This window comes from Duganella radicis (assembly GCF_009720825.1).
GTDB classification, from domain to species: domain Bacteria; phylum Pseudomonadota; class Gammaproteobacteria; order Burkholderiales; family Burkholderiaceae_D; genus Rugamonas; species Rugamonas radicis.
This window is the reverse complement of the sequence record NZ_WNKY01000006.1, coordinates 103,309-126,539: the sequence shown is the minus strand read 5'-3', so window position 1 is coordinate 126,539 and position 23,231 is coordinate 103,309. Positions and strand designations below refer to the sequence as shown.

Sequence of the window (23,231 nt, the reverse complement as noted above, 5' to 3'; positions counted from 1 at the left end):
CGGAATGCTTACTTCTTGGTGTAAGTGTTCAGCCAATCCAACACTGTGTGATGCCACAGCACCGAGTTGGCCGGTTTCAGCACCCAGTGATTCTCATCCGGGAAGAACAGGAACTTGCTCGGGATGCCCTGGCGCTGCAAGGCGGTGAAGGTGCCCAGGCCCTGCGCGGTCGGGATGCGGAAGTCCAGATCGCCCTGCACCACCAGCATCGGCGTCTTCCAGTTCTTCACTTTCAGCGCCGGGTTGAACTTCTCGTGCAGTTCCGGCACCTCGTAGTAAGGGCCGCCGTTTTCCCACTCGGTGAACCAGATCTCTTCGGTGGAGTAAGCCATGCCGCGCGTGTCGAACACGCCGTCGTGGTTGACGATGCACTTGAAGCCGTCCGACCAGTTGCCGGCGATCCAGTTCATCATGAAGCCGCCGTACGAGGCGCCCAGCGCGCAGCTGTTCTCGCGGTCCAGCCACGGGAACTTCTGTACCGCCGCGGCCAGGCCTTTTTGCAGGTCTTCCAGCGGCTTGCCGCCCCAGTCGCCGCTGATCGAATCGGTGAACTTCTGGCCGTAGCCGGTGGAACCGTGGAAGTCGATGAACACGGTGGCGTAACCGGCGCCGGCATACACCTGCGGATTCCAGCGATAGCTCCACGAGTTGCCGAAGCTGCCCTGCGGGCCGCCGTGCACCAGGAAGGCCACCGGATACTTCTGGCCCGGCTGCGCGTTCCATGGCTTCATCACGTGACCATAGACGGTGTCGCCATTGGCGCCCACGAAGGAGAACTGCTCGTACTCGCCGAACTTGACGTCGGCCAGCGCGGCTTCATTCAGGTGGGTCAGCTGCTCGGCCTTGTCGGCGGTGCCGCCCAGCTTGAACTTGTACAGCTGCGCGCCCGAGGACAGATGGGCTTGCGCGATCAGTACCGTGTCTTTCGCCACATCGAAGCCGCTGACATAGCCCTTGCCGGTCAGCGCGGTCACCTTGCCGCTGGCGGCGTCGATGGAGAACAGGCGATGCTGGCCGATGTCGTCGGCCACCGCCAGCACGGCCTTGCTGTCCGGGGTCCAGCGGAAGTCCGCGATAGAACGGTCCCAGCTGTCGGCCACGGTGCGCTTCTTGCCGCTGGCGACGTCGATCAGCACCAGGTGGAAGCGGTCGGCCTCGAAGGTCGGCTTGTCCATGGCCACGTAAGCCAGGGTCTTGCCGTCCGGCGAATAGATGGCCTTGGTATCCCAGGCCTTGTTGTCGGCGGTCAGGTTGTTGGGCTCGCCGCCGGTGGCGGGCACGGTGTAGACGTCGAAGTTGGTCGACCAGGCTTCGGTGCGGCCGGCGATGCGGGCCGAGAAGGCCACGGTCTTGCCGTCCGGGCTGAAGTGATATTCATCGTGGTCGCCAAACGGCTTGGACGGCACGTCGCCATCCAGCTTGCCGCTCAGGCTGACCGGCTCGGCGCTGACCTTGCCGCTGGCGTCGATCGGCGCCGAGTACAGCACATTGTTGCGGCCATCGGCCCAGGTATCCCAGTGACGCACGAACAGCTTGTCGTAGACCTTGCCGCTGGCCTTGACCCTGGCCTGCTCGTCGAAGCGCTTCTTGCTGCATGCCAGATCGGCGCAGTCGCGGTACACCGCCATGCTGAACAGCAGGCGGTCGCCCTGCGGCGACAGGCGGAAATTGTCCACGTCCAGCGGCAGGTCGGTGACCTTGGCGGCCTCACCGCCGCTCAGTGGCAGGCGCCACACCTGCGACGAGCCGGAGCGGCCGGACAGGAAGTAAATCGCATCGCCGCCCGGCGACCATTCCGGATCGGTGGCGCTGGCGGCGGCTTGCGTCAGGCGCAGCGGCGCCGCTTTCGGGTGGCGCAGATCCAGCAGCCACAGCTGCGTGTTGCCGCGGTTCTTGTCCATGTCGGTGCTGCGCACGGTGTACACCACGCGGGTGGCGTCGGGCGACAGCACCGGGCTGCCAACGCGCTCCATCTTGACCAGGTCTTCTACGGTGAAGCCGCGCGGCGCGGCCACGGCGCTGGACGCCATCGCGGCGCCCAACAGCAGCAGTGGGATTCTCATTCGGGGGTTCTCCGATGTTATTAGAAAAATACCGGCTTGTGGCCGGGACCGGACATGATACCAAGAGCGGCGGCCCGGGCGTAGGCTTGTTACTTTCTGCTACTTAAGGCCGCGCACCTGGCGTATCGCGTCCCAGTAGGCGTCGATCTGCGCCTGGTGCTTCTGGTAAAACAGCTTGTTGACGATCAGGTACATGGGCGTGACGGTCAGCGGCGTCGGCAGCATCTCGATCTCGCCCTTGTATTTGCGGGCGATGATCAGCTCGCCCTCTCCCTGCTGCGTGACCACCGCCGCCACCCGGTGCTGCGCCAGCATGGCGAAGGCCTGCTCCGGACTGGCGGCGCTGTCGTCGATCACCACGTTCAGCTGGCGCAGCATGGACACGTGCAGCAAGCCCGGCTGCGTGCCGACCGGCTGGCGTCCCAGATTGATGAACTGCCTGCCATCCCAGTCGACCGTGCCGCCGCGACGGCGCGAGACCGAAAAATTCAGCTCGCCAACGGCACGGCTGGCATCCGGCTGCGAATCCTTCATCGGAAAGGCGCTGTAGGAGGTGCGGTCCTCGATGAAGGCGGCCAGCATGGCGTCCGCCTGGCCGGTGCGCAGCTGATCCATGCACTGGAAGCGCGGCGCCACCACATTCTGGATCGTCACCGCTTGCAGGCGCGAGGCGCGGCGCAGCACCTCCTGGGCCTGGCCGGAACCGTCGGGATACGTCATGGGCGGAAAAGGATGGTCGAAGATGCACATCTTCAGTTCCAGCGACGCGGCGGGCGCGCCCAGTGGAATCGCCAGCAGCAGCGGCATCAAAAACTTGCGCACGGCAGCCCTCCTTTCAAAGTTGATAACGAATATCTTATCGCTACCTTGAAAAAAGTTCTTGACTTATTTAAGACGACCGGTCATATTTACGTCATGGCTAAAGCAAACGTTAAAGAGCAAATCGTCGCCACCGGCTTGGAGCTGCTGCACAGCAAGGGCTTCAACGCCACCAGCGTGCAAGACATCACCGACGCCGCCGGGGTGCCGAAAGGCTCGTTCTACAACCACTTCACCAGCAAGGAAGCGCTGGGGCTGGAAGTATTGCAACGTTATGCGGAAGGCGTGAGCCAGGTGGCGGCCGTGCTGCGCGACCGCGCCCTGCCGCCGCGCCAGCGCCTGCAACAGTATTTTGAACGCCTGATCGCAGGCAACGCCGCCAATGAATTCAATTTTGGCTGCATGCTGGGCAACTTCAGCACCGAGCTGTCCAACCAGATCCCGGCCATGCGCAGCGCCATGCGCGAGGCGTTTGCCGGGTCGACGGCGGCGCTGGCGGCGGTGATCGCCGAAGGCCAGCAGGAAGGCAGCATCAGCGCCGACGCGCCGGCGGACGAACTGGCCGACTTCGTCAACGACGCCTGGCAAGGCGCCGTGCTGCGCGCCAAGGCCGAACAAAGCCGCGCGCCGCTGGAGCGTTTCACCCGGATGGCACTGGGCCGTATTTTGGCGTGATTTTTTTTCGGCCGTTTTTAAGACGACCGGTCATATTGTGGTTTTACATTAACTTCGAAAGGAAACAGCATGAACTTCAAAGACTCCGTCGTCCTGGTTACTGGCGCCAACCGTGGTTTGGGCAAAGCACTGGCGGCAGCGGCCGTGAAAGCTGGCGCGCGCAAAGTGTACGCGGCGGCGCGCAATCCCGAGAGCGTCGACATCGCCGGCGCCACCCCGATCAAGCTGGACGTGACCAACGCCGCCGACATCGCGGCCGCCGTGCAAACGATTCCCGACCTGAACATCCTGATCAACAACGCCGGCATCCACGTGGTGGGCGGCGTGACCGGCCCGGACGCATTGAACGCGGCCCGCGCCGAGCTGGAAGTGAACTTCTTCGCCCCGCTGGCCCTGAGCAACGCCTTTGCGCCGGTACTGGGCGGCAACGGCGGCGGCGCCATCATCAACATCCTGTCGGCGCTGAGCTGGGCCAGCTTCCCGACCACCGGCACCTACAGCGCCTCCAAGGCGGCGGCGTGGGGCCTGACCAACGGCCTGCGCAATGAATTGCGCGCGCAAAACACCCAAGTGCTGGCGGCCCACATGGGCTACATGGACACCGACATGACGGCCGGCGTGGACGCGCCGAAATCGTCGCCGGCAACCATCGCCGCCGCCATCGTCGCCGCGCTGGAAGCCGGCCAGGACGAAGTGCTGACCGACGAACCATCGCGCCAGGTCAAAGCCGGCCTCGGCGCCCCGCGCGGCTTCTACCTCGGCGAAGCGCGCGCCTGACAATTCGTGAAAATTCGGGGTCAGTTCTTGCAACCCAACACGGGCTCAGCCATGTCCATGGCTGAGCCCGTGTTGGATTGCAAGAACTGACCCCGGGTTAGGCGGGCGATAGAAATTTTTTTCGGCCGCTGCAATAAAGGGTGTATTTTCGGGCGCTGAAAAAAGGCATAATTGTCTACTCAGCCAGGTGAAATCGCGCACGTTGTCCGCCGGCTTGACGTGCGCGCAATTCGTTTTCCCCGCCGGTAATGCTTCGCTTTGTATTGCATCACAACGAGTTGTGAACAATTGTAAATCGGCGTTGTATGAGCCTGTAGAGCGCGCTAAGGTATCAGTCTCACCTCCGCACGCGTTGGCTCCTCTGCGACGACCACCGCGCAGCCGAAGTCTCATGAAATACGGGAAACGCCACTATGCTTACTGCCACTTATGTCTTGTTGACACTATCTATCGAGCAAAAGAAAGAACGCCACTTCATTTCGCGTCTGCTGCAATATGTGCAGTCGATCGCGCGCCGTCCGCAGGAGATCGATCCTGCGTTCATTGAATCCCAACTCAAGCAACTGACCAGCTTTGCCGAAGCGCGCCACCAGCGCAAGGTCGAAGCCTGCCTGATGCCGGCCGTGCGCGCGGCCGATTCCAATTGCAGCGCGCTGTTGAACGATCTTGAATGCCTGAGCAAGCGTGGCAGCGCCATGCTCAACGCCGTCTACCGTTGCCTGCGCCGCGCCATGCGCCGCAGCGCGTCACAGGGCAAGTTCCTGTGCAAGACGGTCGACCTGTATTGCCAGAACCTGCTCAAGCGCCTCGACAAGGAGGAGCAGGAGCTGCTGCCGCTGGCGCAGAAGGTGATTTCCAGCGAGGAGTGGTTTGAAATCGGCAGCAAGTTCCTGGCGCAGGATGACGACGATGCCGCCTCGCGGCCGGAGTTGCGCCCGGCCCGCCATTACCTGGGCTACGGCGGCGCTTCCGCTTAACGGCCGGCGGCGCTTGCGCCGCCGTTCTTCGCCAGCCGCACGTAGAAGCGCACCGCTTCCAGATAGTTGTCCACGCCGATACGCTCATTGGTGCCGTGAAAGCGCGGCAGGTCGTCCTTGCCCGCACGCACCGGCGAGAAGCGGTAGACATGGTCGCTCACGCCCTGATAATGGCGCGCATCCGTCGCGCCAATCACGATCCCCGGCGCCACCACGGCGTCGCTGAACACTTCGCGGATGGTGCGGTTGATCAGCCCATATTGCGCCGACGCCACCGGCGACACCGGCGACGGCTCGGACCATCCCGCCTCCAGCTCCGCGTGCACCGCCTGGTTGTCGACCACCTGCCTGACGTGTTCCATCACGCCGGCCACCGTATCGCCCGGACGCAGGCGGAAGTTGACCACCGCGTCGGCGCGCCCCGGCAGCACGTTGTCCTTGTTGCCCGCGTGGACCACGGTCAGCGCGGTGGTGGTGCGCATGATGGCGTTGGTGCCGGGGCCCTGCTCCAGCTGCCGCCGCACCACCGGCCCGAACAGCCACAGGTTGGACAGCACCACCCGGTTCGCCCCCGCCATCTCGGGCGCAATGGTGTCGAACATCTCGCGCGCCACACCGGTGAATTCGGCCGGCATCTGCTTGCGCTCCAGCTCCGCCAGCGCCGCGCTCATGGCGCCGATGGCGGTTTTCTGCGGCGGCATCGATGAGTGGCCGGGCGCCGTGGTGACCGACAGATTGACGCTGGCATAACCCTTTTCCGCCACGCCGATCAGCGCCACCGGTTTGGCGATGCCGCTCATGATGCCCTGCGTGACCAGCATGCCCTCGTCCAGCACATAATCCAGTTTCACGCCGCGCGACTTGAGCAGCTTCGCAATCTCCACCGCGCCGCGTTGGCCGCCCACTTCCTCATCGGCGCCGAAGCCGAGGTAGAGGGTGGCGCGCGGCTGATAGCCCGCGGCCAGCAGGGTCTCCACCGCTTCCATCTGCGCAATCAGGCTGCCCTTGTCGTCCCACGAGCCGCGCCCCCACACAAAGCCGTCTTTCACCACACCGCCGAACGGCGGTTGCTGCCAGTCGGCTTCGGTGCCCGGCGCCACCGGCACCACGTCCTGGTGCGCCAGCCACATCGCCGGTTTGGCTTGCGGATCGCTGCCCTGCCAGGTGTACAGCATGCTGTGGCCGATCATCTCGCGCCTGAGCGTGGCATGCAGGCGCGGGAAGGCTTGTTCCAGGTAGGCGTGCAAGCGCTTGAATTCTTCGGCGTTGGTGTCGGCCGACGCGGCGTCGGAGATGGTGCGGAAGGTCAGCGCGCCGGCCAGCCGCGCCGCCACCGCGTCGCGCTCCAGCGCCAGCGGCGCCACCGGTTTGACTGCGATCTGGCGCGACGACAGCCGCACCGTGTTCCATGCCACCACCGCCGCCAGCACGGCCACCAACACCAGCACCGTCCACAAAATCCGCTTCAGCATATCGATTTATCCCGTTAAAAATGCACCACTTCGGACACTGTTGTTTTGAATTGCAGTACCGGATTCTAAAGCTTGCGTATGCCATATCGTGCAGCTAATATCGCCAATATGCAGACCAATCCCGCCACCGATCTTGCACCGCTAGCGCAGAGGGCACTCGCATCATGAACCAGGGCGCCAGGATTCTCCATCTACGCGGCGCCGCCGGCATGGCCGCCATCTACCGCAAAATCAGCTGGCGCCTGCTGCCGTTGCTGATGGTGTGCTATATCCTGGCCTATCTCGACCGCGTCAACGTCGGCTACGTCAAGCTGCAAATGGGCGCCAGCCTGGATTTCAGCGAACAGGTATATGTCTCCGGCGCCGTCGCCTTCTTCATCGCTTATTGCCTGTGCGGCCTGCCCGCCAATCTGCTGCTGGAAAAAATCGGTGCGCGCAAGATGCTGCTGCGCCTCATGCTGTGCTGGGGCGCGATCGCCGCCGCCGGCGCTTTCGTGCGCGAGCCGGTGGAATTCTACGTGCTGCGCTTTTTGCTTGGCGTACTGGAGGCGGGCTTTTTCCCCGGCGTGATTCTTTACCTGACGTACTGGTATCCTTCGGCACGGCGCGCACGGGTGTTTGCCATCTTCGCCTCTGCCACGCTGATGGCGGGGCTGGTGGCCGGTCCGCTGTGCGGCTTCACCTTGCAGTCGCTGCGCGACTATGGCGCCCTCGATGGCTGGCAGTGGATGCTGATCACGCAAGGCTTGCCGGCCGCGCTGCTGGGCGTGATCGCTTACTTTTATCTGGACGACAAGCCCGAGGATGCGCGCTGGCTGTCGTCCTTCGAACAGCAGATGGTGGAGCAGGATCTGGAGCGCGACGAGGCGGCGCTGCACGGTCCCGGTGCCGTCGGCGAAGATGACGACCCGCCGCCGGCGCTGGCCGTGGTCTGGTCGCTGCTGCGCGAGCCGTCGATCAGTTTGCTGGCGCTGTCCAATCTCCTGCTGCTGGGCGCCAGCTACGCGCTGGTGTTCTGGTCGCCGACGCTGATGCAGCGCTGGGGCGCGGGCAGCCATATGCAGCTTGGCTGGCTGACCGCCATTCCCAACCTGGCCGGCATCGTCGGCATGATCCTGATCGGCTACGACTCCGACCGCCGGCGCGAACGGCGCGGCCACTTCTTCGCCTGCATGGTGCTGGCGGCCGGCGGCCTGGGTCTGGCCATCGCGGCCGACAACGGCCTCGCATGGTCGCTGGCCGGCCTGACGCTGGCCACGCTGGGCATCGCCGCCGCCGCGCCGCTGCTGGTCGCCATCCTGACCGGCATGCTGGATCGCCGCCGCAGCGCCGCCGGCATCGCGCTGGTGGGCAGCATCGGTTTGCTGGGCGGCGCTTGCGGCCCGGCGCTGAGTGAACGCATGCTGCACTGGAGCGGCAGCGCCGGCATGCTGGCGGCGCTGATCGTGCTGTATCTGGCGGCCGGCGCCATCCTGCTGTGGGCGCTGCGCATTGCACCGCGCCGTGGCGGCCCGGATGCCGGCCATGGCCAAACCGACAAGATAGCCCGCAGCTAGAAGGTTGGGCTAGAATCTGGGACGCGCCGCGATCCGGTGCTCCCGATCACCCAACTTACAAGCGAAACTACCGATGCGTTTTGTATTGCCTCTCCTCGCGACCGCCATCGCGGCCAGCGTCCAAGCAGCGCCCACTCCCATCACCCTCGATCAAGCCATGGCCAATCCGGACTGGATCGGCAATCCCGTCGAATCGGCATGGTGGGGCTGGGACAGCAAGCAGGTCTACTTCAAGCAAAAACGCACCGGTTCCGCCGTCCGCGACACCTATCAGGTGAACGGCGCCGCCGTGAAACTGGTGGAAGAAAAGCAGTTGGCCAATCTCGATAGCGAGGCCGTGGTCTACAACCGCGAGCGCACGCGCGCGGTCCTGCTGCGCAATGGCGATCTGTTTGAGCGCGACCTGAAAACCGGCGCGCTGACGCAGATCCTGCGCGGCACCACGCCGGCCGCCGATGCGCAATACGCCGCCGACGGCAATCACGTGCAGTTCCGCGTGGGCAGCGACTGGTTCAGCTGGAGCCGCGCCGAGCGCCTGGTCTCGCCGGTGGTCCTGCTGCGTACCGCCAAAGATCCCGACGCCGCGCCGGACGCCGACTTCCGCCGCGACATGCAGCTGCGCCTGATGTCGACGCTGGCGCGCCTGAAACAGGAAAAGGATGAAACGCGCGATCAGCGCAACGCCGACCGCGCCGCCGACGCCACCCGCGCGCCGCTGCCGGTATATCTCGGCGAGAAGGTCACCATCGAAACCAGTTCGCTGTCGCCGGACGGCCGCTATCTGCTGGTGGTCACCGCCGCCAAGGATGGCGACAAGCGCCGCATCGGCAAGATGCCGCGCTATGTCACCGAATCCGGCTACGAGGAAACCGACGATGAGCGCAAGCGCGTGAGCGAAGCCGGTCCACTGCAACATCAACTGAAGCTGATTGAGGTCGCGACGCGCAAGGTCACCGAGCTGTCGCTCGACGACCTGCCGGGCATCAAGCAGGACCCGCTGGCCGAGATGCGCGCCGCGCAAAAGCTCGATCCGCTGAAAGGCAATCGCGGTGTGCGCTTCGAAGGGCGCGAGGAATCGATCCGCTGGAGCGCCAACGGCGCGCGCGTGGCGGTGATGGCGCAGGCCATCGACAACAAGGACCGCTGGATCGCCGGCGTCGACCTGGCCGCCGCCAGACTGAAGCCGCTGCACCGCCTGAGCGACGCCGCCTGGGTCAACAATCGCGGCAACGACTTCGGCTGGCAGCCGGACAACAGCACGCTGTGGTTCGAATCGGAGGAAAGCGGCTACGCGCACCTCTACCTGCAAGCGGCCGATGGCAAGACGCGCGCGCTTACCTCCGGCAAGTGGGAAGAGTCGAACGTGACCTGGTCGTCTGATGGCCAGACGGCCTGGTTCATGTGCAATCCCAAACTGCCAGGCACGTATGAAGTCTGCTCGACCAGCACCAGGGACGGCGCGTTGAAGGAACTGACCTCGCTGGGCGGCGTCGAAAGCTTCACCCTGTCGCCGGACGGCCGCAAGCTGCTGGTGCGCTACTCCACCGCCTACATGCCAACCCAGATCGGCACCGTCAGCAGCAGCGGCGGCGCCATCACCCAGCTGACCGACACCCGTACCGCCGAATTCAAATCGCGCGAGTGGATACAGCCTGAAATCGTCGCCGTGCCTTCGACCCACGGCGCCGATCCGGTATGGGCCAAGCTGTATCGCCCGGCCACTTTGGAAGCGGGCAAAAAATATCCGGTGGTGATGTTCGTGCACGGCGCCGGCTATCTGCAAAACGTGACGAAGCGCTATCCGGTCTACTTCCGCGAGCAGATGTTCCACAACCTGCTGGTGCAGAAGGGTTACATCGTGCTGGACATGGACTACCGCGCTTCGCTGGGCTATGGCCGCAACTGGCGCACCGCCATTTATCGCCAGATGGGCCATCCGGAACTGGAAGACTACGTCGATGGCCTGAACTGGATGGTGGCCAACCAACAGGGCGACGCCAAAAATGTCGGCATCTACGGCGGCAGCTACGGCGGTTTCATGACCTTCATGGCGCTGCTGCGCGCGCCGGAGCAGTTCAAGGCCGGCGCCGCCCTGCGCCCGGTCACCGACTGGACCACCTACAATCACGAGTACACTTCCAACATCCTGAATTCGCCGGAGCTGGACCCGCAAGCGTACAAGGTGTCGTCGCCGATTGAATACGCCGACAAGCTGCAAGGCCATCTGCTGATCGCGCACGGCATGATCGACGATAACGTGTTCTATCAAGACTCGGTCCGCATGGCCCAGCGCTTCATCGAACTGAAAAAGGATCACTGGGAACTGGCGTCGTATCCGCTGGAGCGCCACGGCTTCGTGCATCCGGAAGCGTGGTACGACGAATACCGCCGCATCTACCAGCTGTTTGAACGCACCCTGAAATAAGGAGCACCATGAAAAAGCTTGCCGCCTCGCTGATCCTGGCGACGTTGTTCACCGCCGCCCACGCCGAACCCAAACACCCGGCGTGGTCGCGCAGCTCGAATGTGTATGAAGTCAATCTGCGCCAGTACAGCAAGGACGGCACGCTGGCCGCGTTCACGGCCGACTTGCCGCGCCTCAAGGCGCTGGGCGTGGACATCATCTGGCTGATGCCGATCCACCCCATCGGCCAGAAGAACCGCAAGGGCACGCTGGGCAGTTACTACGCGGTGCAGGATTACACCGCCGTCAATCCGGAGTTCGGCAGCATCGACGATGTGCGCAAGCTGGTGAAGCAGGCGCGCGCGCTGGGCATGCATGTGATTCTCGACTGGGTGGGCAATCACACGGCGTGGGATCATCCTTGGGCCACGCAGCATCCGGACTGGTACAAGAAGAATGACAAGGGAGAGATCGCCGCCGTCAGCTTCAAGAACGGCGCCGGCGAGACCGAGGAATGGGCTGACGTCATCGGCCTCGATTACGGCAACAAGGAACTGTGGCCGGCGATGATTTCGGCCATGGCGTTCTGGGTCAAGGATGTGGGCGTGGACGGCTTCCGCGCCGACGCGGCGGGCTTCGTGCCGACCGAGTTCTGGAATCAGGCGCGCGCGCAATTGGACAAGATCAAACCGGTGTTCATGCTGGCCGAGTCGGACGAGGTGGCGCTGCACGACAAGGCCTTCGACGCCAGCTATGACTGGACGCTGAACGGCATCATGAAGAAGATCGGCAAGGGCCAGGCCGGCGCCGCCGATTTGCGCGCGTATGTCAGCAATCCGGCCAAAGCATTCTCGCGCGACAGCTATCGTTTGCAGTTCACCAGCAACCACGATATCAATTCGTGGGAAGGCACGGACAAGGAGTTGTATGGCCCGGCGTGGGGCGCGATGGCGGTGCTGAGCTATACCCTGCCCGGCATCCCGCTGGTGTACAACGGCCAGGAAGCAAAGCTGGACAAGAAGCTGGCGTTCTTTGAAAAAGATGCCATCGAGTGGAACAACATCGATCTGGAATTGTTCTTCGCCGGCCTGAATGCATTGAAGAAGCAGAACCCGGCGCTGTGGAATGGCGCGTCCGGCGCGCCGGTGCAGTTGCTGGAGGTCGGCAATGAGAACCTGTTTGCCTTCAAGCGCCAGCAGGGCGCCAACAATGTGCGCGTGATCGTCAACACCACCGGCCAGCTGCAAAAGTACAAGCTGGCCGGCGACGAAGGCCAGGCTTACCTCAAGCCCTGGCGCTGGCGCATCGTCGTGCCGGAGTAAGCATCACTCGGTCGCCAGGCGTTTGCCCAGGCGGTACAGGTACTCCTGGCCGTCATACAGCGACTTGACGCGGATGTGTTCATTCAGGCCGTGGGCGCCGCTGCCTTCCGGACCGTGGAACATGCCGCTGACGCCATAGGTCCAGATGCCGGCGTTGTTGAGGAAGCGGCCATCGGTGCCGCCGGTCGACATGGTCGGAATCACCGGCACGCCCGGCCACATGTCGTTGCTGATGTCTTCCACGGCCTTCATCAGGGTGACCGTCATCGGCGGCATCGGGCCGTCGACGCCTTCACCCACACGGGTGATCTTGATTTTGTCGTCGGCCACCACACGCTGCAAGGTGGCCTGCACTTCGGCGATCGGCTCGCCCGGCAGAATGCGGCAGTTGACGATGGCGCGCGCGCGTTGCGGCAAGGCGTTGTCGGCGTGGCCGGCATCGACCTTGGTGGCCACGCAGGTGGTGCGCACGGTGGAATTGTGCGACGGGCTGACGGCGTACAGACGGTCCAGCGCCGCCTGGTCCGGCGGATCTTGCAGGATGGCTTTCATGTCTTCCGCCACCTGGCCTTTTTCGATTTTCGACATGCGTTCATAGAACGCGCGCGTCACCGGCGACAGCTTGAACGGGAACGAGAACTGGCCGAGGCGCGACAGGCCGTCGGCCAGATGGTAGATGGCGTTGTCCTTGAACGGCGCCGAACTGTGGCCGCCCGGATTGGTCACCTCCAGCTGGAAGCTCTGGTAGATTTTTTCGCCGGCCTGGATGCCGTGGCGTACCGGCTTGCCGTCCTTGTCCAGCAGACCGCCACCGCCTTCGTTGAGGGCGATCTCGGCGTCGATCAGGGCGCGGTGGTGGTTGACCAGGTATTCGGCGCCGTCGAATTTGGACGGCACCAGTTCTTCATCGCAGGTCAGCGCCATGATGATGTCGCGCTTGAGCGGCAGCTTTTCTTTTTTGTAGAGGATCATGTTGTTGACGAAGGAGGCGGCCATGGCCTTGTCGTCCGAGGCGCCGCGCGCGTAGAACATGCCGTTTTCCTCGACCAGCTTGAACGGGTCGCGCTCCCAGTCCTCGCGATTGGCTTCCACCACGTCGATGTGGGCCAGCAGCAGCAGCGGCTTCTTGCTGCCGTCGCCTTTCAGGCGGGCGACCAGGTTGCCTTTTTTCGGACCGCCGGGCGGGATGATGAGCTGGATCTCGCTGTCCTGGAAGCCACCGGCCTTCAGGCGCTTGGCCATCTTTTGCGCGGCCAGGGTGCAGGAGCCGACCGAGTTGGTGGTGTTGGTTTCCACCAGTTCCTGATAAATCGCGCGCATCTGCTGTTGCACCGGCGTCAGCCCGGCGCCATGCGCCGTCGTCATCGCCAACCCTGCCGCCAACCAAACTGCCTTCTTCATAATGCTCCTGTCCCGATGAGGTTGCTTAAGAGATCAAATTTATCTCTCGACCATAGGACTGTCAATAAAATGGATTCAGGCCCTTGCCAAACGGCACAGCCGCTCGTTATAATGCGTGCCCTTGGCCTGGTAGCTCAGTTGGTAGAGCAGAGGATTGAAAATCCTTGTGTCGGTGGTTCGATTCCGCCCCGGGCCACCAAGAATAAGCAGCAAAATCAAAGAGTTACGCGCATTAGCCCGTAACTCTTTTTTTTCGAACGGCGTATGGCACGCCCTACGCGCTGGGCGAGGCTACCGCCGCGCGAGTACCGGGCCCTCGCCAGCGGCTGAGCCCGGGACATGCCGCGGCGATTATTTTTGCGCGCTCCACTGGATGAACTCGCGCGCATGGTCGGCCCACAATGCGGGATGACTCATGCTCAGATGGCCAGGTGATCCCGGGGACTTCGGCCGCACCACGTATCGCCCTTGCCTGACCTGAGGGACATCGCGTTGAAGAATTTGCAGGCTGTCGGGATAAAACTCATCGTCCGCAAAATTCAAGGCATAGACTTTCGCCTCGATTTTCCCGAGAGCGGGTTCCGCATCAAAGTCGCCGGACGCTTTCAACGCGTACAGGAGATCGTTGGCGTCCACCTTGACGTTCTTTCTGACACCTTGCAGAAAACCGTCAATTTTGGGTGCCGCATCGAACCGCTCTTGCAAGTTGCCGACGCCGTCGATCATCATGCTGATCAGTCCCACCACGCTCGGTAGCGACGCCGGGTCGGTTTCGATCATGTTCACCGCGATTTTTCGCCACATCAGATTGCGGCCGGAAACCGGGGCCGGGAAGCAGGCGATGGGCATGACGCCATCCATCATCCCGGGATACCGCTCGGCCCATTGCCAGGCATTCATGCATCCCATCGACATGCCGACGACCGCCTTGAGATGGGGAAGGCCCAAAGCTTCGGTGACCAGCTTGTATTGCAGGTCGACCATATCCTGATAGCCATACCTGGGGAACGCGGTGCCCAGGCCATCACTCGGCTTGCTGGATTGGCCGTGTCCGATCGGGTCGGGCAAGACCACGAAGTAGCGCCCGGCATCGAAAGGCGCGCCAGGCGCAAACAACGATGACCGGAACTCCTCCGTGAGCAAGTCCGCGCTGCTTCCTCCAGTCCAGGGAAGCATCAGGATGGCGTTATCCACGACGCCATCCGCATTCCGGTGAGGCTGGCCAACGGTCGCATAGTGCATCCGGAGCTCATCCAACTCGCCGCCGGCGCGGAAGCGATAGTGTTTAAACGTTACCTCCGACTGCCGGGCCTTGGATGGGGCGTCAGCGTCCGCCGATGCGGCAACGGTGAGCGGCCCAAGCGCGATGACGGCAACGGCAGCGGCGAGCCCGCGTTTGATGGTGTTCATTGTCGATCCTTGTAATGGGTTCGCCGTCCTTTTTAAGACAACTGTTTGCGGAAAAACCCAGCGATGCTCTGAATGGCAAAATCGGCCTGCGTGGCCTGATCGTAATAATCAAAATGGGTACCGTCCCCCCACGCAAGTTCTTTTACTCCACCGAGAAGCGTGTAAAACTCCTTCGCCTGCTCAGGGAAGGCAGCCCCGTCCGAATGAACGACCAGCGTCGGTATCTTGATGGCCGGCGCCTTGTCGAGCGGGCTGAAATCCAACCAGGGTCCGTACGACATGACGGCAAATTCGTTCCGCCACTGGGGAACCCCACCACGCGCTTCGTTGAAGTAATAATCGTACGTGGCAGCCGGGTTGTAGTTCACTGCGAATTGATCGGCGTTGCTGTAAGCCGGCACCAAGATCTGCTCGCCCGTTTGCTCGTACGTCAACTTGGCGGCGGCGCCTGCCGCGCGGCGGCGGGCAATTTCCGCCTCGCCGAACACACGATTGATCAGCGCGGGACCAGGCAGGAATGCCGCGACTGTCGCCAACGCCTTGACGCGTGCGTCGTCAGCCGCAAGGTAGGCGGCATTTCCGGCCGAGGTACATACGCCCACCATGCCAACTCCTTGGACGTAGGGCAAGCTGGAAAGATAAGTAACGGCGGCTTTCAAATCGCGCAGTTTTTCAGCGGGCGATTCATATTGCCGAGGCTGACCTTCGCTCTCTCCGTAGTGGCTGTAATCAATCGCCAGCGCGACAAAGCCATTCTCAGCGAGTTTTTGGCCGTACGTGCCAGCCATTTGCTCTTTCACGGAAGTAAACGACCCGGCGACAACAACCGCCTTGTAATTGCCGCTCTCATCGAAATTTTCAGGTGTAAAAAGATTGCCCACCAAGGTCAAATTATCGCTTTTGAAGCGTACTTTGCGTGTCATGATGTTCCCTTGCAAGTGGCGGCGCCCTGGCCTTCCGCAGGTCGGGCTGCTGAAGGCCAGGGCGAGGATGAATTTCACGCGAGCCCGAACGTTTTCCTCAGGCCTTTCTCGACCGGTGCGGCGGGCATGAAACGGCGCAGCTTGGCCAGCAGCGACGCCTCGCCTTTGGGCGTGTGACGCATCTTCCATGCGCCCAGCGCGGCGTCGGCGATGGTGGCGGCGACGCCCTCGGGCTGGGGCGCCTTTTGCACGTTGTTCTGGATGGCCTGGGAAACCACCTCAAGCTCGCTTGCGTAGTCGCCGATTCTGGCTTCGGTCTGCGGGGCATTGAGATCCAGATTGGTTTTGGTAAACGATGGCTCGACCAGCGCCACGCGGACGCCGAATTGACGCACCTCGTGATCCAGGGACTCGGACAGGCCTTCCACCGCATGCTTGGACGCCGCATAGAGCGCCATATACGGCGCCGGCAAGAAGCCCAGCACCGAACTGACGTTGACGATGCGACCGGAACGCTGCGCGCGCATGTAGGGCAGGACCGCCTTGATCGTACGCAGCAGCCCGAACAGGTTGGTGTCGAACAAGGTCCTGGCCTCGACGATCGAGGTTTCCTCCGCCGCGCCGAGCAAGGTCCCGCCGGCGCTGTTGACCAGCACGTCGATGCGTTTGGCTTGGGCGATGATGCTCTGCATGCCTTGTTGCACTGATGCGTCGTCGCGCACGTCCATCTCGACAAATACCACACCCGGTATTGCCTGGGCTTTCGCCACATTGCGCACGGTACCGAATACCTGGCAGCCGCGCTTGACAAACAGCTCCGCCGCGGCACGACCAATCCCCGACGACACGCCGGTAATTACCACCACCTTCGACATAACAACTCCTTATAAGTTCAAAAATAGAAACGCAGGGCGCGGGAGGTCAGCCGGCTTTGCCTATCGGCGCCACATTGCGCTGCTGATGTATTTCCGCCTCTCCCTGGCCAACGCTGCCGGGCCGGATCTTGAACCAGATCGAATACATGGCCGGAAGGAACACGAGCGTCAGGATGGTTCCCGCGAACGTGCCGCCGATCAGCGTGTAAGCCAGCGTTCCCCAGAACACCGAATGGGTCAGCGGGATAAAGGCCAGGATCGCCGCCAGCGCGGTCAGGATCACCGGACGGGCGCGCTGCACAGTCGCCTCGACCAGCGCGCGGAATGGGTCCAGCCCGGCCTGCTCGTTTTCGTGGATCTGTCCGATCAGGATCAGCGTGTTGCGCATCAGGATGCCGGACAGGGCAATCAGGCCCACCAGCGCGTTGATGCCGAAGGGCTGCCGGAACAGCAGCAGGGTCGGCACCACGCCGATCAATCCCAGCGGGCTGGTCAGGAAGACCATCACCATCCCGGCAATCGAACGCACCTGGAGGATGATGATGAGCAGGGTAATCGCCAGCATGATGGGGAAGATCGGCAGCATGGCGACCGTCGCCTTGCCCGACTCCTCGATGGAACCCGCCTCCACAATGCGATAACCGGCCGGCAGTTTTTCCATGATGGGCTGGAGTTGCCTGGTGATGGCGGCCGACACGTCCGGCGGCTGCAAGCCTTCGGCGATGTCGCCGCGGATGGTGATGGTCGGCACGCGGTCGCGTCGGCGCATGACCGGTTCTTCCATGCGCACCTCGACCTTGCCCACCTGCGACAGCGGGATGCGCTGCCCGTTGGCGCCCGCCAGCGTGAAGTCGCCAATCCTGGCCGGGTCAAGCCGGTTGTTGCCCGCCGAGCGCGCCACCACCTGCACCGTGCGGATGTCCTCGCGCACGGCGGTGACAGGGATGCCCGAGAGCAGGAATTGCAGTTGCTGCGCCACCGAGCTGGAGCTCAGCCCGACGGCCTGCAAGCGGTCCTGCTGCAAGGTGAAATGCAGGGTGGGCACGCGCACGCCCCAGTCCGTGTTGACCGTGCGCATCAGCGGGCTGGCGTCCATGACCTGTTGCACCTCCAGCGCCACCTTGCGCAGCACCTCCGGATCGGGGCCGGCGATGCGGTAGGCCACCGGGAAGGGCGAATACGGGCCGAACACCAGCTGGGTGACGCGCAGGCGCGCCTCGGAGGCCAGGCCGTCGGCGATGGCTTGCCGCAGCCGGAATTTCAAGGCTTCGCGCTGCTCCTGGTTGTCGGTGCGGACCACGATCTTGGCGAACGATGGATCGGGCAACTCCGGCCCCATCGAGAAATAGAAGCGCGGCGCGCCCTGGCCGACGTAGGCGGTGACGATCTTGGCTTCCTCCTGCTTGGCCAGCCAGGCTTCCACCTTTTCCGCAGCGGCGCTGGTCTGCGTGATCGAGGTGCCGTACGGCATCTGCACCTCGACCAGAACCTCCGGCCGGTCGGAGATCGGGAAGAACTGCTTCTTGACCACGGCCATGCCGAGCACCGACGCCACGAACAGGCCGATCACGGTGCCGGCCACCAGCCACTTGCGGGCGATGACGCGGCCCAGCAGCTGGCGGAAGCGGTTGTAGCGCGGCGTGTCGTAGATCGCGGCGTGGCCGCCCTCGACCTTCTTAAAGTCGGGCAACAGCTTGACGCCAAGGTAGGGCGTGAACACCACCGCCACCACCCACGAGGCGATCAGCGCGATGCCGACGATCCAGAACATGTTGCTGGTGTACTCGCCCGCCGAGGAGCGGGCGAAGCCGTTGGGCATGAAGCCGACGGCGGTGACCAGCGTGCCCGACAGCATCGGCGCCGCCGTGTGGCTCCAGGCGTAGGCCGACGCGGTGATGCGGCTGTAGCCCTCCTCCATCTTCACCACCATCATCTCGATGGCGATGATGGCGTCGTCCACCAGCAGCCCCAGCGCCAGGATCAGCGAGCCCAGCGTGATGCGGTCGAAATTCTTGCCGGTCGCGAGCATCACCGCGAACACCACGGCCAGCGTCAGCGGCACGGCCGCAGCCACCACCACGCCCACCCGCCATCCCATGCTCACGAAGCTCACCAGCATGACCACCAGCACCGCCGCGAAGAACTTGACCATGAACTCATCGACCGCCGAGCTGATATTGACGGCCTGGTCGGTCACCTTGGTCAGGCTCATGCCCAGCGGTTGCTCCGCGTTGATCGCGCTCACCTCGCCGTCCAGGGCCTTGCCCAAGTCCAGCCCGTTCCAGCCGTCGCGCATGACGACGCCCAGCAGCAGCGCCGGTTCGCCGCCATTGCGGATCATGAACGTCGCCGGGTCCTCGTAGCCGCGCTTCACGGTGGCGATGTCCGACAGCTTCAGCGTGCGGCCGCGCGCCACGACGGGCGTGTTGCGGATCTTGTCCAGTTGGTCGAAGGCGCCGTCCAGGCGCAGGAACACCTCCGGCCCCTTGGTCTCGATGGACCCGGCCGGGGTCAAGGCGTTCTGGCTGTTGAGCGCGGCAAACACATCCTGCGGGCTCACGCCCAGGGTGGCCAGCCGCTCATGGGAAAACTCGACGTAGATGCGCTCCGGCTGCTCGCCAACGATGTTGACCTTTTTCACGCCGGACACGTGCAGCAGGCGCTGGCGCAGCGTTTCCGCGTCGCGCACCAGCAGGCGCTGCGCCTCGCCCTTGGCCTTGAGCGCGTACAGGGCGAAGGTCACATCGGAATACTCGTCGTTGACAAACGGCCCGACCACGCCCGGCGGCAACTGGCGGACCTCGTCGCCGATCTTCTTGCGGGCCTGGTAAAACTCGTCCGACACCGCCGACGGCGGCGTGCTGTCCAGCAAGGTCAGCGTGGTGAACGCCAGCCCGGGACGGGTGTAGGTCTCGCTGCGCTCATACCAGCGCAGCTCCTGCAGGCGCTTCTCGATCTTTTCGGCGACCTGGTCCTGCATCTCCTGCGCGGTGGCGCCGGGCCAGGCGGTGACGATGGTCATCACCTTGATCGTGAACGAGGGATCCTCGGCGCGCCCCAGCTTGAAGAAGGACAGGCCCCCGGCCAGCGAGATCAGCAGGATCAGGAACAGGGTGATGGCGCGCTCGCGCACGGCGAGCGCCGACAGGTTGAATCGGCCTTCGCTCACGGACGCGCTCCTTCGCTCACAGGGGCCGCGGGACCCGCCACCCGCACTTGCTGGCCTTCGCGCAGCAGATGCGCGCCGAGCGCGACTATCCGTTCACCCTGCTTGATCTGGCCGGCGACATAGGCGCCGGCGTCGTCGAGGCGCACCACGGTGACGGGCCGCCAGGACACTTTCGCCGGCTCGCCATTGATCACCCACACCCCCGCCCCCTTGCCGGTGTCGAACAGGGCGCCAATCGGCACCTGCAGGCCGCCGGACGCCTCGGAACCCGGCTCGGGGATGCGGACGGTGACCGTGGCGCCCAATGGCGCCTCGGCCAGCGCGCCCTCCAGCACGTAACGCGCCTCGAAGGTGCGGGTCAGCGGGTCCGCGCTGTCCGAAAGCTGCCTGAGCCGGGCTGGAACGGCGGCGCCTTCCTTGCCAAACAGCGCGGCCTGCCCCGCCGAGCCCAGCGCCGGGCGCACGGTTTCGGGCAGTTGGATGACCGCTTCGCGTCGTCCCGCATGGGCCACCCGCACCACGACCTGCCCCGCGTTGACGACCTGGCCGGGCTCGGCCAGCGTTTCCACGACGACGCCGTCGGCGTCGGCCAGCAGTTCCGCGTACCTGCTGGTGTTGAGGGCGACCTCGGCCTGGGCTTCGGCCGCGCTGAGCTGCGCCTTGGCGGCATCGGCCGCAGCCTTGGCCTGGTCATAGGCCGAGGCGGAGACGGCGCCGGTGCCGCGCAGGTTGCGGTAGCGCACCTCGTCCTCCGCCGTCTGCCGGGCACGCGCGCGCGCGGCGGCCACGGTTTCCTGCTGCGCGTGCAGGGCAAGTTTCAGGTCGACCGGATCGACGCGCATAAGCGGCTGACCCCGCTTGACGGTCTGGCCGACATCCACCAGCCGCGCCAGGACTTTTCCGGGGACGCGGAATCCCAGGTCGCTTTGCACGCGGGCGGCGACGGTTCCAGTGTACGCATGTGATGAGGCGGTGGCCGCCTGAACCCCGGCGACCCGCACGAGCGGGGCGGCGGTACGCGGATCAGGTGGCGCCTTGGCGCCGCAGGCGGCTAGCGCCAGCGGCAAGACAGAGACAGCGATGAGGTGGTTGCGGCTGAGCATAGAAATCCCGTGGGTGGAATCAAACAGGATTTCATTTTGGTACTAGTGACTAAATAAGTCAAGCGTCACATGAATATTGCCGACCTAGGGTGACAAGCTGCGCAGCACCAGACTGGACAATTTGGCCGGCGCCTCCTCCGCGTAATCGAGGCCATATTGCAGGAGCATCGGGTTGAGGTAGGGCCGCATGACCAGATAAATGGCGGCAACGGCCTCGTCCAGCGGCGTCTTGCGCTCGAACTCCCCCGTCGCGCGGCCCTGGCGCAAAATTTCCAGCAGTATTTCCTGGATGCGCCGGTCGTGGATGTCCACCACCTCCCACTGCCCGGCCGCCGCCGCGGCCGCAATGTCATACAACTTGCGGTCTCCAAAACACAGGCGAAGACTCGACTCGACAATCGCCTTGAACATCCGCCGCAGCTTCTCGGGCGGCGACTCAACCGCGTCAATCGCCGCCCTGATATCGGCTTCGATCCGCCGCAGGCACGCCGCGCAAATCGATTCACCGATGGCTTGCTTGGATCCGAAGAACTTATAGATATAGGCCTTGGAAAAACCTATCGCCCTGGCCAGATCGGAAACAGTGGTTTTTTCGTAGCCGTACAGCCGGAAGTGCCCGGTTGCGGCGGTCACGATCTGATCCCGCACCTCGTGATCGACCGGACCACGGGCGGGGCTGGGGGAAGGGGTTGCTGGTGTCATGGCCGACAGCTTACCTCTTGCCTCAACTTTTCACAACTAGTGACTATTTTGTGATAAAGTCACCTCCATTATCCCTCCTCACGGAAGACACTCATGCTAAAACGCACTCTCCTCATGGCGGCTGTCGCCGGCCTCGCCGCCGGTTGCGCGGTCGGGCCGGACTACCTGCGTCCGGACGCCCCCTTGCCACAGCGCTATCTCGGTCAACCGGCGGTTGAGCAACGCGCCGCCTCTGCCAGCGCCGATTTCGCCACCTGGTGGGAGGGTTTTGGCGATCCACAGCTGAGCCGCCTTGTGACCCTGGCGCTGGAGCAGAATCTGGACCTGGCCCAGGCCAGCGCGCGCGTCGCCCAGGCGCAGGCGGGACTGGGGGCCGCCAATGCCGCCCTCCTCCCTTCAGGCAATATCAGCGCCCAGGGCGCGCGCGCCTACCAGTCGGTGGAAACGCCAGTGGGACAAATCCTCAATTCCCGCCCCGGCTTTGACCGCTACGGCAACGCCTATGAGGCCGATCTCGCCGCCAGCTGGGAGCTGGACATCTTTGGCGGCCTGCGGCGCGGACGGGAAGCGGCGCTGGCCGAGTACCAGGCGTCCCAGGCCGGCGCGGTGGCCACCAGGCTGGCGGTGGCCGCGCAGACCGCCGACATCTACGTCGGCATCCGCGGGCTGCAAACGCGCCTGCAGGTCGCGCGGCGCCAGGTGCGGACGCAGCAGGACCTGCTCGCCACCATCAACCAGCTCCACGCCCAGGGCCTCGCGGCCGAATTGCAGGTGCGCCAGGCCGAAGGCGCGCTGGCCCAGGTGCGGGCGTCGATCCCGGTGCTTGAAGCCGGCCTGGACACGGCCATGAACGCGCTGGACGTGATGCTGGGCACCCCGCCCGGCACCCACCGCGACCAGCTGGCCGTCAACAGCGGCGCCATCCCGGCCGCGCCGCGCATCGACGACAGCGGATCGCCCGGCGATCTGCTCAGGCGCCGGCCGGACCTGATCGTGGCGGAGCGCCGCCTGGCCGCCGCCAACGCACGCATCGGCGCGGCGATTGCCGAGTACTACCCCAAGCTGTCCCTGACCGGCTTGATCGGCAGCGCGACGTCGGTCTCGGCCGGCAACCTGTTCAGCGGCGGCGCCAGCCAGGCGTCCGGCGTGCTGGGCCTGCGCTGGCGGCTGTTCGATTTCGGCCGCATCAACGCCCAGATCGGCCAGGCCAAGGGGCAGGAGGCGGAAGCCCTGGCCGCCTACCGGCTGGCCGTGCTGCACGCGGCGGAAGACGTCGAGAACGCCTTTTCGGTGCTGGTCAAGCGCGAGGACCAAGCCGAGATCCTGACCCAAGGCGTGGACTCGCTCGGCCGCGCTCGCGCGGCGTCGTACGCCGCCTACCAGAACGGCGTGGTCAGCCTGATCGAAGTCCTGCAGGCGGACGAGAACCTGCTGCGCGCCGCCGACGCGCAGGCGCAGGCGCAGACCGAGTCGGCCCGCGCCGCCATCGCGGCCTTCAAGGCGCTCGGCGGCGGCTGGCATCCCCGGCCATCCGAAGCCGTGGCCCTGAAGTAAGCACCCATGAATATCACCACTTAAACAAC

At 64.2% G+C, this 23,231-nt stretch carries 17 protein-coding genes and 1 tRNA gene; 8 read left to right on the top strand and 10 right to left on the bottom strand.

The genetic code is table 11. The annotated features are described in order from the left end of the window. Nucleotides 1-8: 8 nt before the first annotated feature. Entirely contained in the window at nucleotides 9-2,063 is a 2,055-nt protein-coding gene (locus GM676_RS08555) for an alpha/beta hydrolase family protein (protein WP_155463103.1), read from the bottom strand. Nucleotides 2,064-2,162: 99 nt separating this feature from the next. After that, a complete protein-coding gene (locus tag GM676_RS08550; protein ID WP_155463102.1) occupies nucleotides 2,163-2,885 on the bottom strand; it encodes a substrate-binding periplasmic protein in 723 nt (240 codons plus the stop codon). Nucleotides 2,886-2,978: 93 nt separating this feature from the next. Between GM676_RS08550 and GM676_RS08545 the strand changes: the two genes are divergently transcribed. The 3 genes from GM676_RS08545 to GM676_RS08535 all read left to right on the top strand — a co-directional run bounded on the left by GM676_RS08545 (nucleotide 2,979) and on the right by GM676_RS08535 (nucleotide 5,311). Then, nucleotides 2,979-3,557 (top strand): TetR/AcrR family transcriptional regulator, encoded by a 579-nt coding sequence (locus GM676_RS08545; protein WP_155463101.1) that lies wholly within the window; start codon nucleotides 2,979-2,981, stop codon nucleotides 3,555-3,557. Between the two features lie 69 nt (nucleotides 3,558-3,626). After that, a complete protein-coding gene (locus tag GM676_RS08540; RefSeq protein WP_155463100.1) occupies nucleotides 3,627-4,334 on the top strand; it encodes an SDR family oxidoreductase in 708 nt (235 codons plus the stop codon). 413 nt (nucleotides 4,335-4,747) lie between these two features. Further along, nucleotides 4,748-5,311: a hypothetical protein gene (locus GM676_RS08535; protein ID WP_155463099.1), complete on the top strand. Its 564-nt coding sequence runs from the start codon at nucleotides 4,748-4,750 to the stop codon at nucleotides 5,309-5,311. On the opposite strand, the gene GM676_RS08530 is transcribed toward GM676_RS08535, so the two are convergent. Next, on the bottom strand, nucleotides 5,308-6,783 hold the full coding sequence (locus GM676_RS08530; RefSeq protein WP_155463098.1) for a M20 family peptidase: 1,476 nt from the start codon (nucleotides 6,781-6,783) through the stop codon (nucleotides 5,308-5,310). The two genes, GM676_RS08535 and GM676_RS08530, sit on opposite strands and share 4 nt — an antisense overlap. A 164-nt stretch (nucleotides 6,784-6,947) precedes the next feature. On the opposite strand from GM676_RS08530, the gene GM676_RS08525 reads away from it, so the two are divergent. From GM676_RS08525 to GM676_RS08515, 3 genes are all read left to right on the top strand, one after another. Beyond that, nucleotides 6,948-8,339, top strand: a complete 1,392-nt coding sequence (locus tag GM676_RS08525; RefSeq protein WP_155463097.1) for an MFS transporter — start codon at nucleotides 6,948-6,950, stop codon at nucleotides 8,337-8,339. Between the two features lie 73 nt (nucleotides 8,340-8,412). Next, nucleotides 8,413-10,764 carry a S9 family peptidase gene (locus GM676_RS08520; protein WP_155463096.1) on the top strand — a complete coding sequence of 784 codons (2,352 nt, stop codon included), beginning with the start codon at nucleotides 8,413-8,415 and terminating at the stop codon, nucleotides 10,762-10,764. An 8-nt stretch (nucleotides 10,765-10,772) separates the two neighbouring features. Further along, nucleotides 10,773-12,065 carry an alpha-amylase family glycosyl hydrolase gene (locus tag GM676_RS08515; protein WP_155463095.1) on the top strand — a complete coding sequence of 431 codons (1,293 nt, stop codon included), beginning with the start codon at nucleotides 10,773-10,775 and terminating at the stop codon, nucleotides 12,063-12,065. Nucleotides 12,066-12,068: 3 nt separating this feature from the next. Here GM676_RS08515 and GM676_RS08510 read toward each other — a convergent pair whose 3' ends face one another. After that, a complete protein-coding gene (locus GM676_RS08510) occupies nucleotides 12,069-13,466 on the bottom strand; it encodes a M20/M25/M40 family metallo-hydrolase (protein ID WP_155463094.1) in 1,398 nt (465 codons plus the stop codon). 123 nt (nucleotides 13,467-13,589) lie between these two features. Here GM676_RS08510 and GM676_RS08505 point away from each other — a divergent pair. Next, nucleotides 13,590-13,665, top strand: a tRNA-Phe gene (locus GM676_RS08505). Nucleotides 13,666-13,817: 152 nt separating this feature from the next. On the opposite strand, the gene GM676_RS08500 is transcribed toward GM676_RS08505, so the two are convergent. The 6 genes from GM676_RS08500 to GM676_RS08475 form a co-directional block, all read right to left on the bottom strand. After that, a complete protein-coding gene (locus GM676_RS08500; protein WP_155463093.1) occupies nucleotides 13,818-14,876 on the bottom strand; it encodes an alpha/beta fold hydrolase in 1,059 nt (352 codons plus the stop codon). Between the two features lie 32 nt (nucleotides 14,877-14,908). Further along, nucleotides 14,909-15,799 carry an alpha/beta hydrolase gene (locus GM676_RS08495; RefSeq protein ID WP_155463092.1) on the bottom strand — a complete coding sequence of 297 codons (891 nt, stop codon included), beginning with the start codon at nucleotides 15,797-15,799 and terminating at the stop codon, nucleotides 14,909-14,911. 74 nt (nucleotides 15,800-15,873) lie between these two features. Continuing rightward, nucleotides 15,874-16,674, bottom strand: a complete 801-nt coding sequence (locus GM676_RS08490; RefSeq protein ID WP_155463091.1) for an oxidoreductase — start codon at nucleotides 16,672-16,674, stop codon at nucleotides 15,874-15,876. Between the two features lie 46 nt (nucleotides 16,675-16,720). Further along, nucleotides 16,721-19,843 (bottom strand): efflux RND transporter permease subunit, encoded by a 3,123-nt coding sequence (locus GM676_RS08485; protein WP_371866157.1) that lies wholly within the window; start codon nucleotides 19,841-19,843, stop codon nucleotides 16,721-16,723. Further along, on the bottom strand, nucleotides 19,840-20,946 hold the full coding sequence (locus GM676_RS08480; RefSeq protein WP_155463090.1) for an efflux RND transporter periplasmic adaptor subunit: 1,107 nt from the start codon (nucleotides 20,944-20,946) through the stop codon (nucleotides 19,840-19,842). Before GM676_RS08480 ends, GM676_RS08485 begins: the two co-directional genes overlap by 4 nt. A gap of 84 nt (nucleotides 20,947-21,030) precedes the next feature. Further along, nucleotides 21,031-21,648, bottom strand: a complete 618-nt coding sequence (locus tag GM676_RS08475; protein WP_155463089.1) for a TetR/AcrR family transcriptional regulator — start codon at nucleotides 21,646-21,648, stop codon at nucleotides 21,031-21,033. Nucleotides 21,649-21,741: 93 nt separating this feature from the next. Between GM676_RS08475 and GM676_RS08470 the strand changes: the two genes are divergently transcribed. Further along, a complete protein-coding gene (locus tag GM676_RS08470) occupies nucleotides 21,742-23,202 on the top strand; it encodes an efflux transporter outer membrane subunit (RefSeq protein ID WP_155463088.1) in 1,461 nt (486 codons plus the stop codon). Nucleotides 23,203-23,231: the final 29 nt, after the last annotated feature.

Coding starts and splice junctions, on each gene's coding strand:
- GM676_RS08555 (WP_155463103.1), bottom strand. CDS start 2,063: ATGAGAATCCCACTGCTGCTGTTGGGCGCCGCGATGGCGTCCAGCGCC.
- GM676_RS08545 (WP_155463101.1), top strand. CDS start 2,979: ATGGCTAAAGCAAACGTTAAAGAGCAAATCGTCGCCACCGGCTTGGAG.
- GM676_RS08540 (WP_155463100.1), top strand. CDS start 3,627: ATGAACTTCAAAGACTCCGTCGTCCTGGTTACTGGCGCCAACCGTGGT.
- GM676_RS08535 (WP_155463099.1), top strand. CDS start 4,748: ATGCTTACTGCCACTTATGTCTTGTTGACACTATCTATCGAGCAAAAG.
- GM676_RS08530 (WP_155463098.1), bottom strand. CDS start 6,783: ATGCTGAAGCGGATTTTGTGGACGGTGCTGGTGTTGGTGGCCGTGCTG.
- GM676_RS08525 (WP_155463097.1), top strand. CDS start 6,948: ATGAACCAGGGCGCCAGGATTCTCCATCTACGCGGCGCCGCCGGCATG.
- GM676_RS08520 (WP_155463096.1), top strand. CDS start 8,413: ATGCGTTTTGTATTGCCTCTCCTCGCGACCGCCATCGCGGCCAGCGTC.
- GM676_RS08515 (WP_155463095.1), top strand. CDS start 10,773: ATGAAAAAGCTTGCCGCCTCGCTGATCCTGGCGACGTTGTTCACCGCC.
- GM676_RS08510 (WP_155463094.1), bottom strand. CDS start 13,466: ATGAAGAAGGCAGTTTGGTTGGCGGCAGGGTTGGCGATGACGACGGCG.
- GM676_RS08500 (WP_155463093.1), bottom strand. CDS start 14,876: ATGAACACCATCAAACGCGGGCTCGCCGCTGCCGTTGCCGTCATCGCG.
- GM676_RS08495 (WP_155463092.1), bottom strand. CDS start 15,799: ATGACACGCAAAGTACGCTTCAAAAGCGATAATTTGACCTTGGTGGGC.
- GM676_RS08490 (WP_155463091.1), bottom strand. CDS start 16,674: ATGTCGAAGGTGGTGGTAATTACCGGCGTGTCGTCGGGGATTGGTCGT.
- GM676_RS08480 (WP_155463090.1), bottom strand. CDS start 20,946: ATGCTCAGCCGCAACCACCTCATCGCTGTCTCTGTCTTGCCGCTGGCG.
- GM676_RS08475 (WP_155463089.1), bottom strand. CDS start 21,648: ATGACACCAGCAACCCCTTCCCCCAGCCCCGCCCGTGGTCCGGTCGAT.
- GM676_RS08470 (WP_155463088.1), top strand. CDS start 21,742: ATGCTAAAACGCACTCTCCTCATGGCGGCTGTCGCCGGCCTCGCCGCC.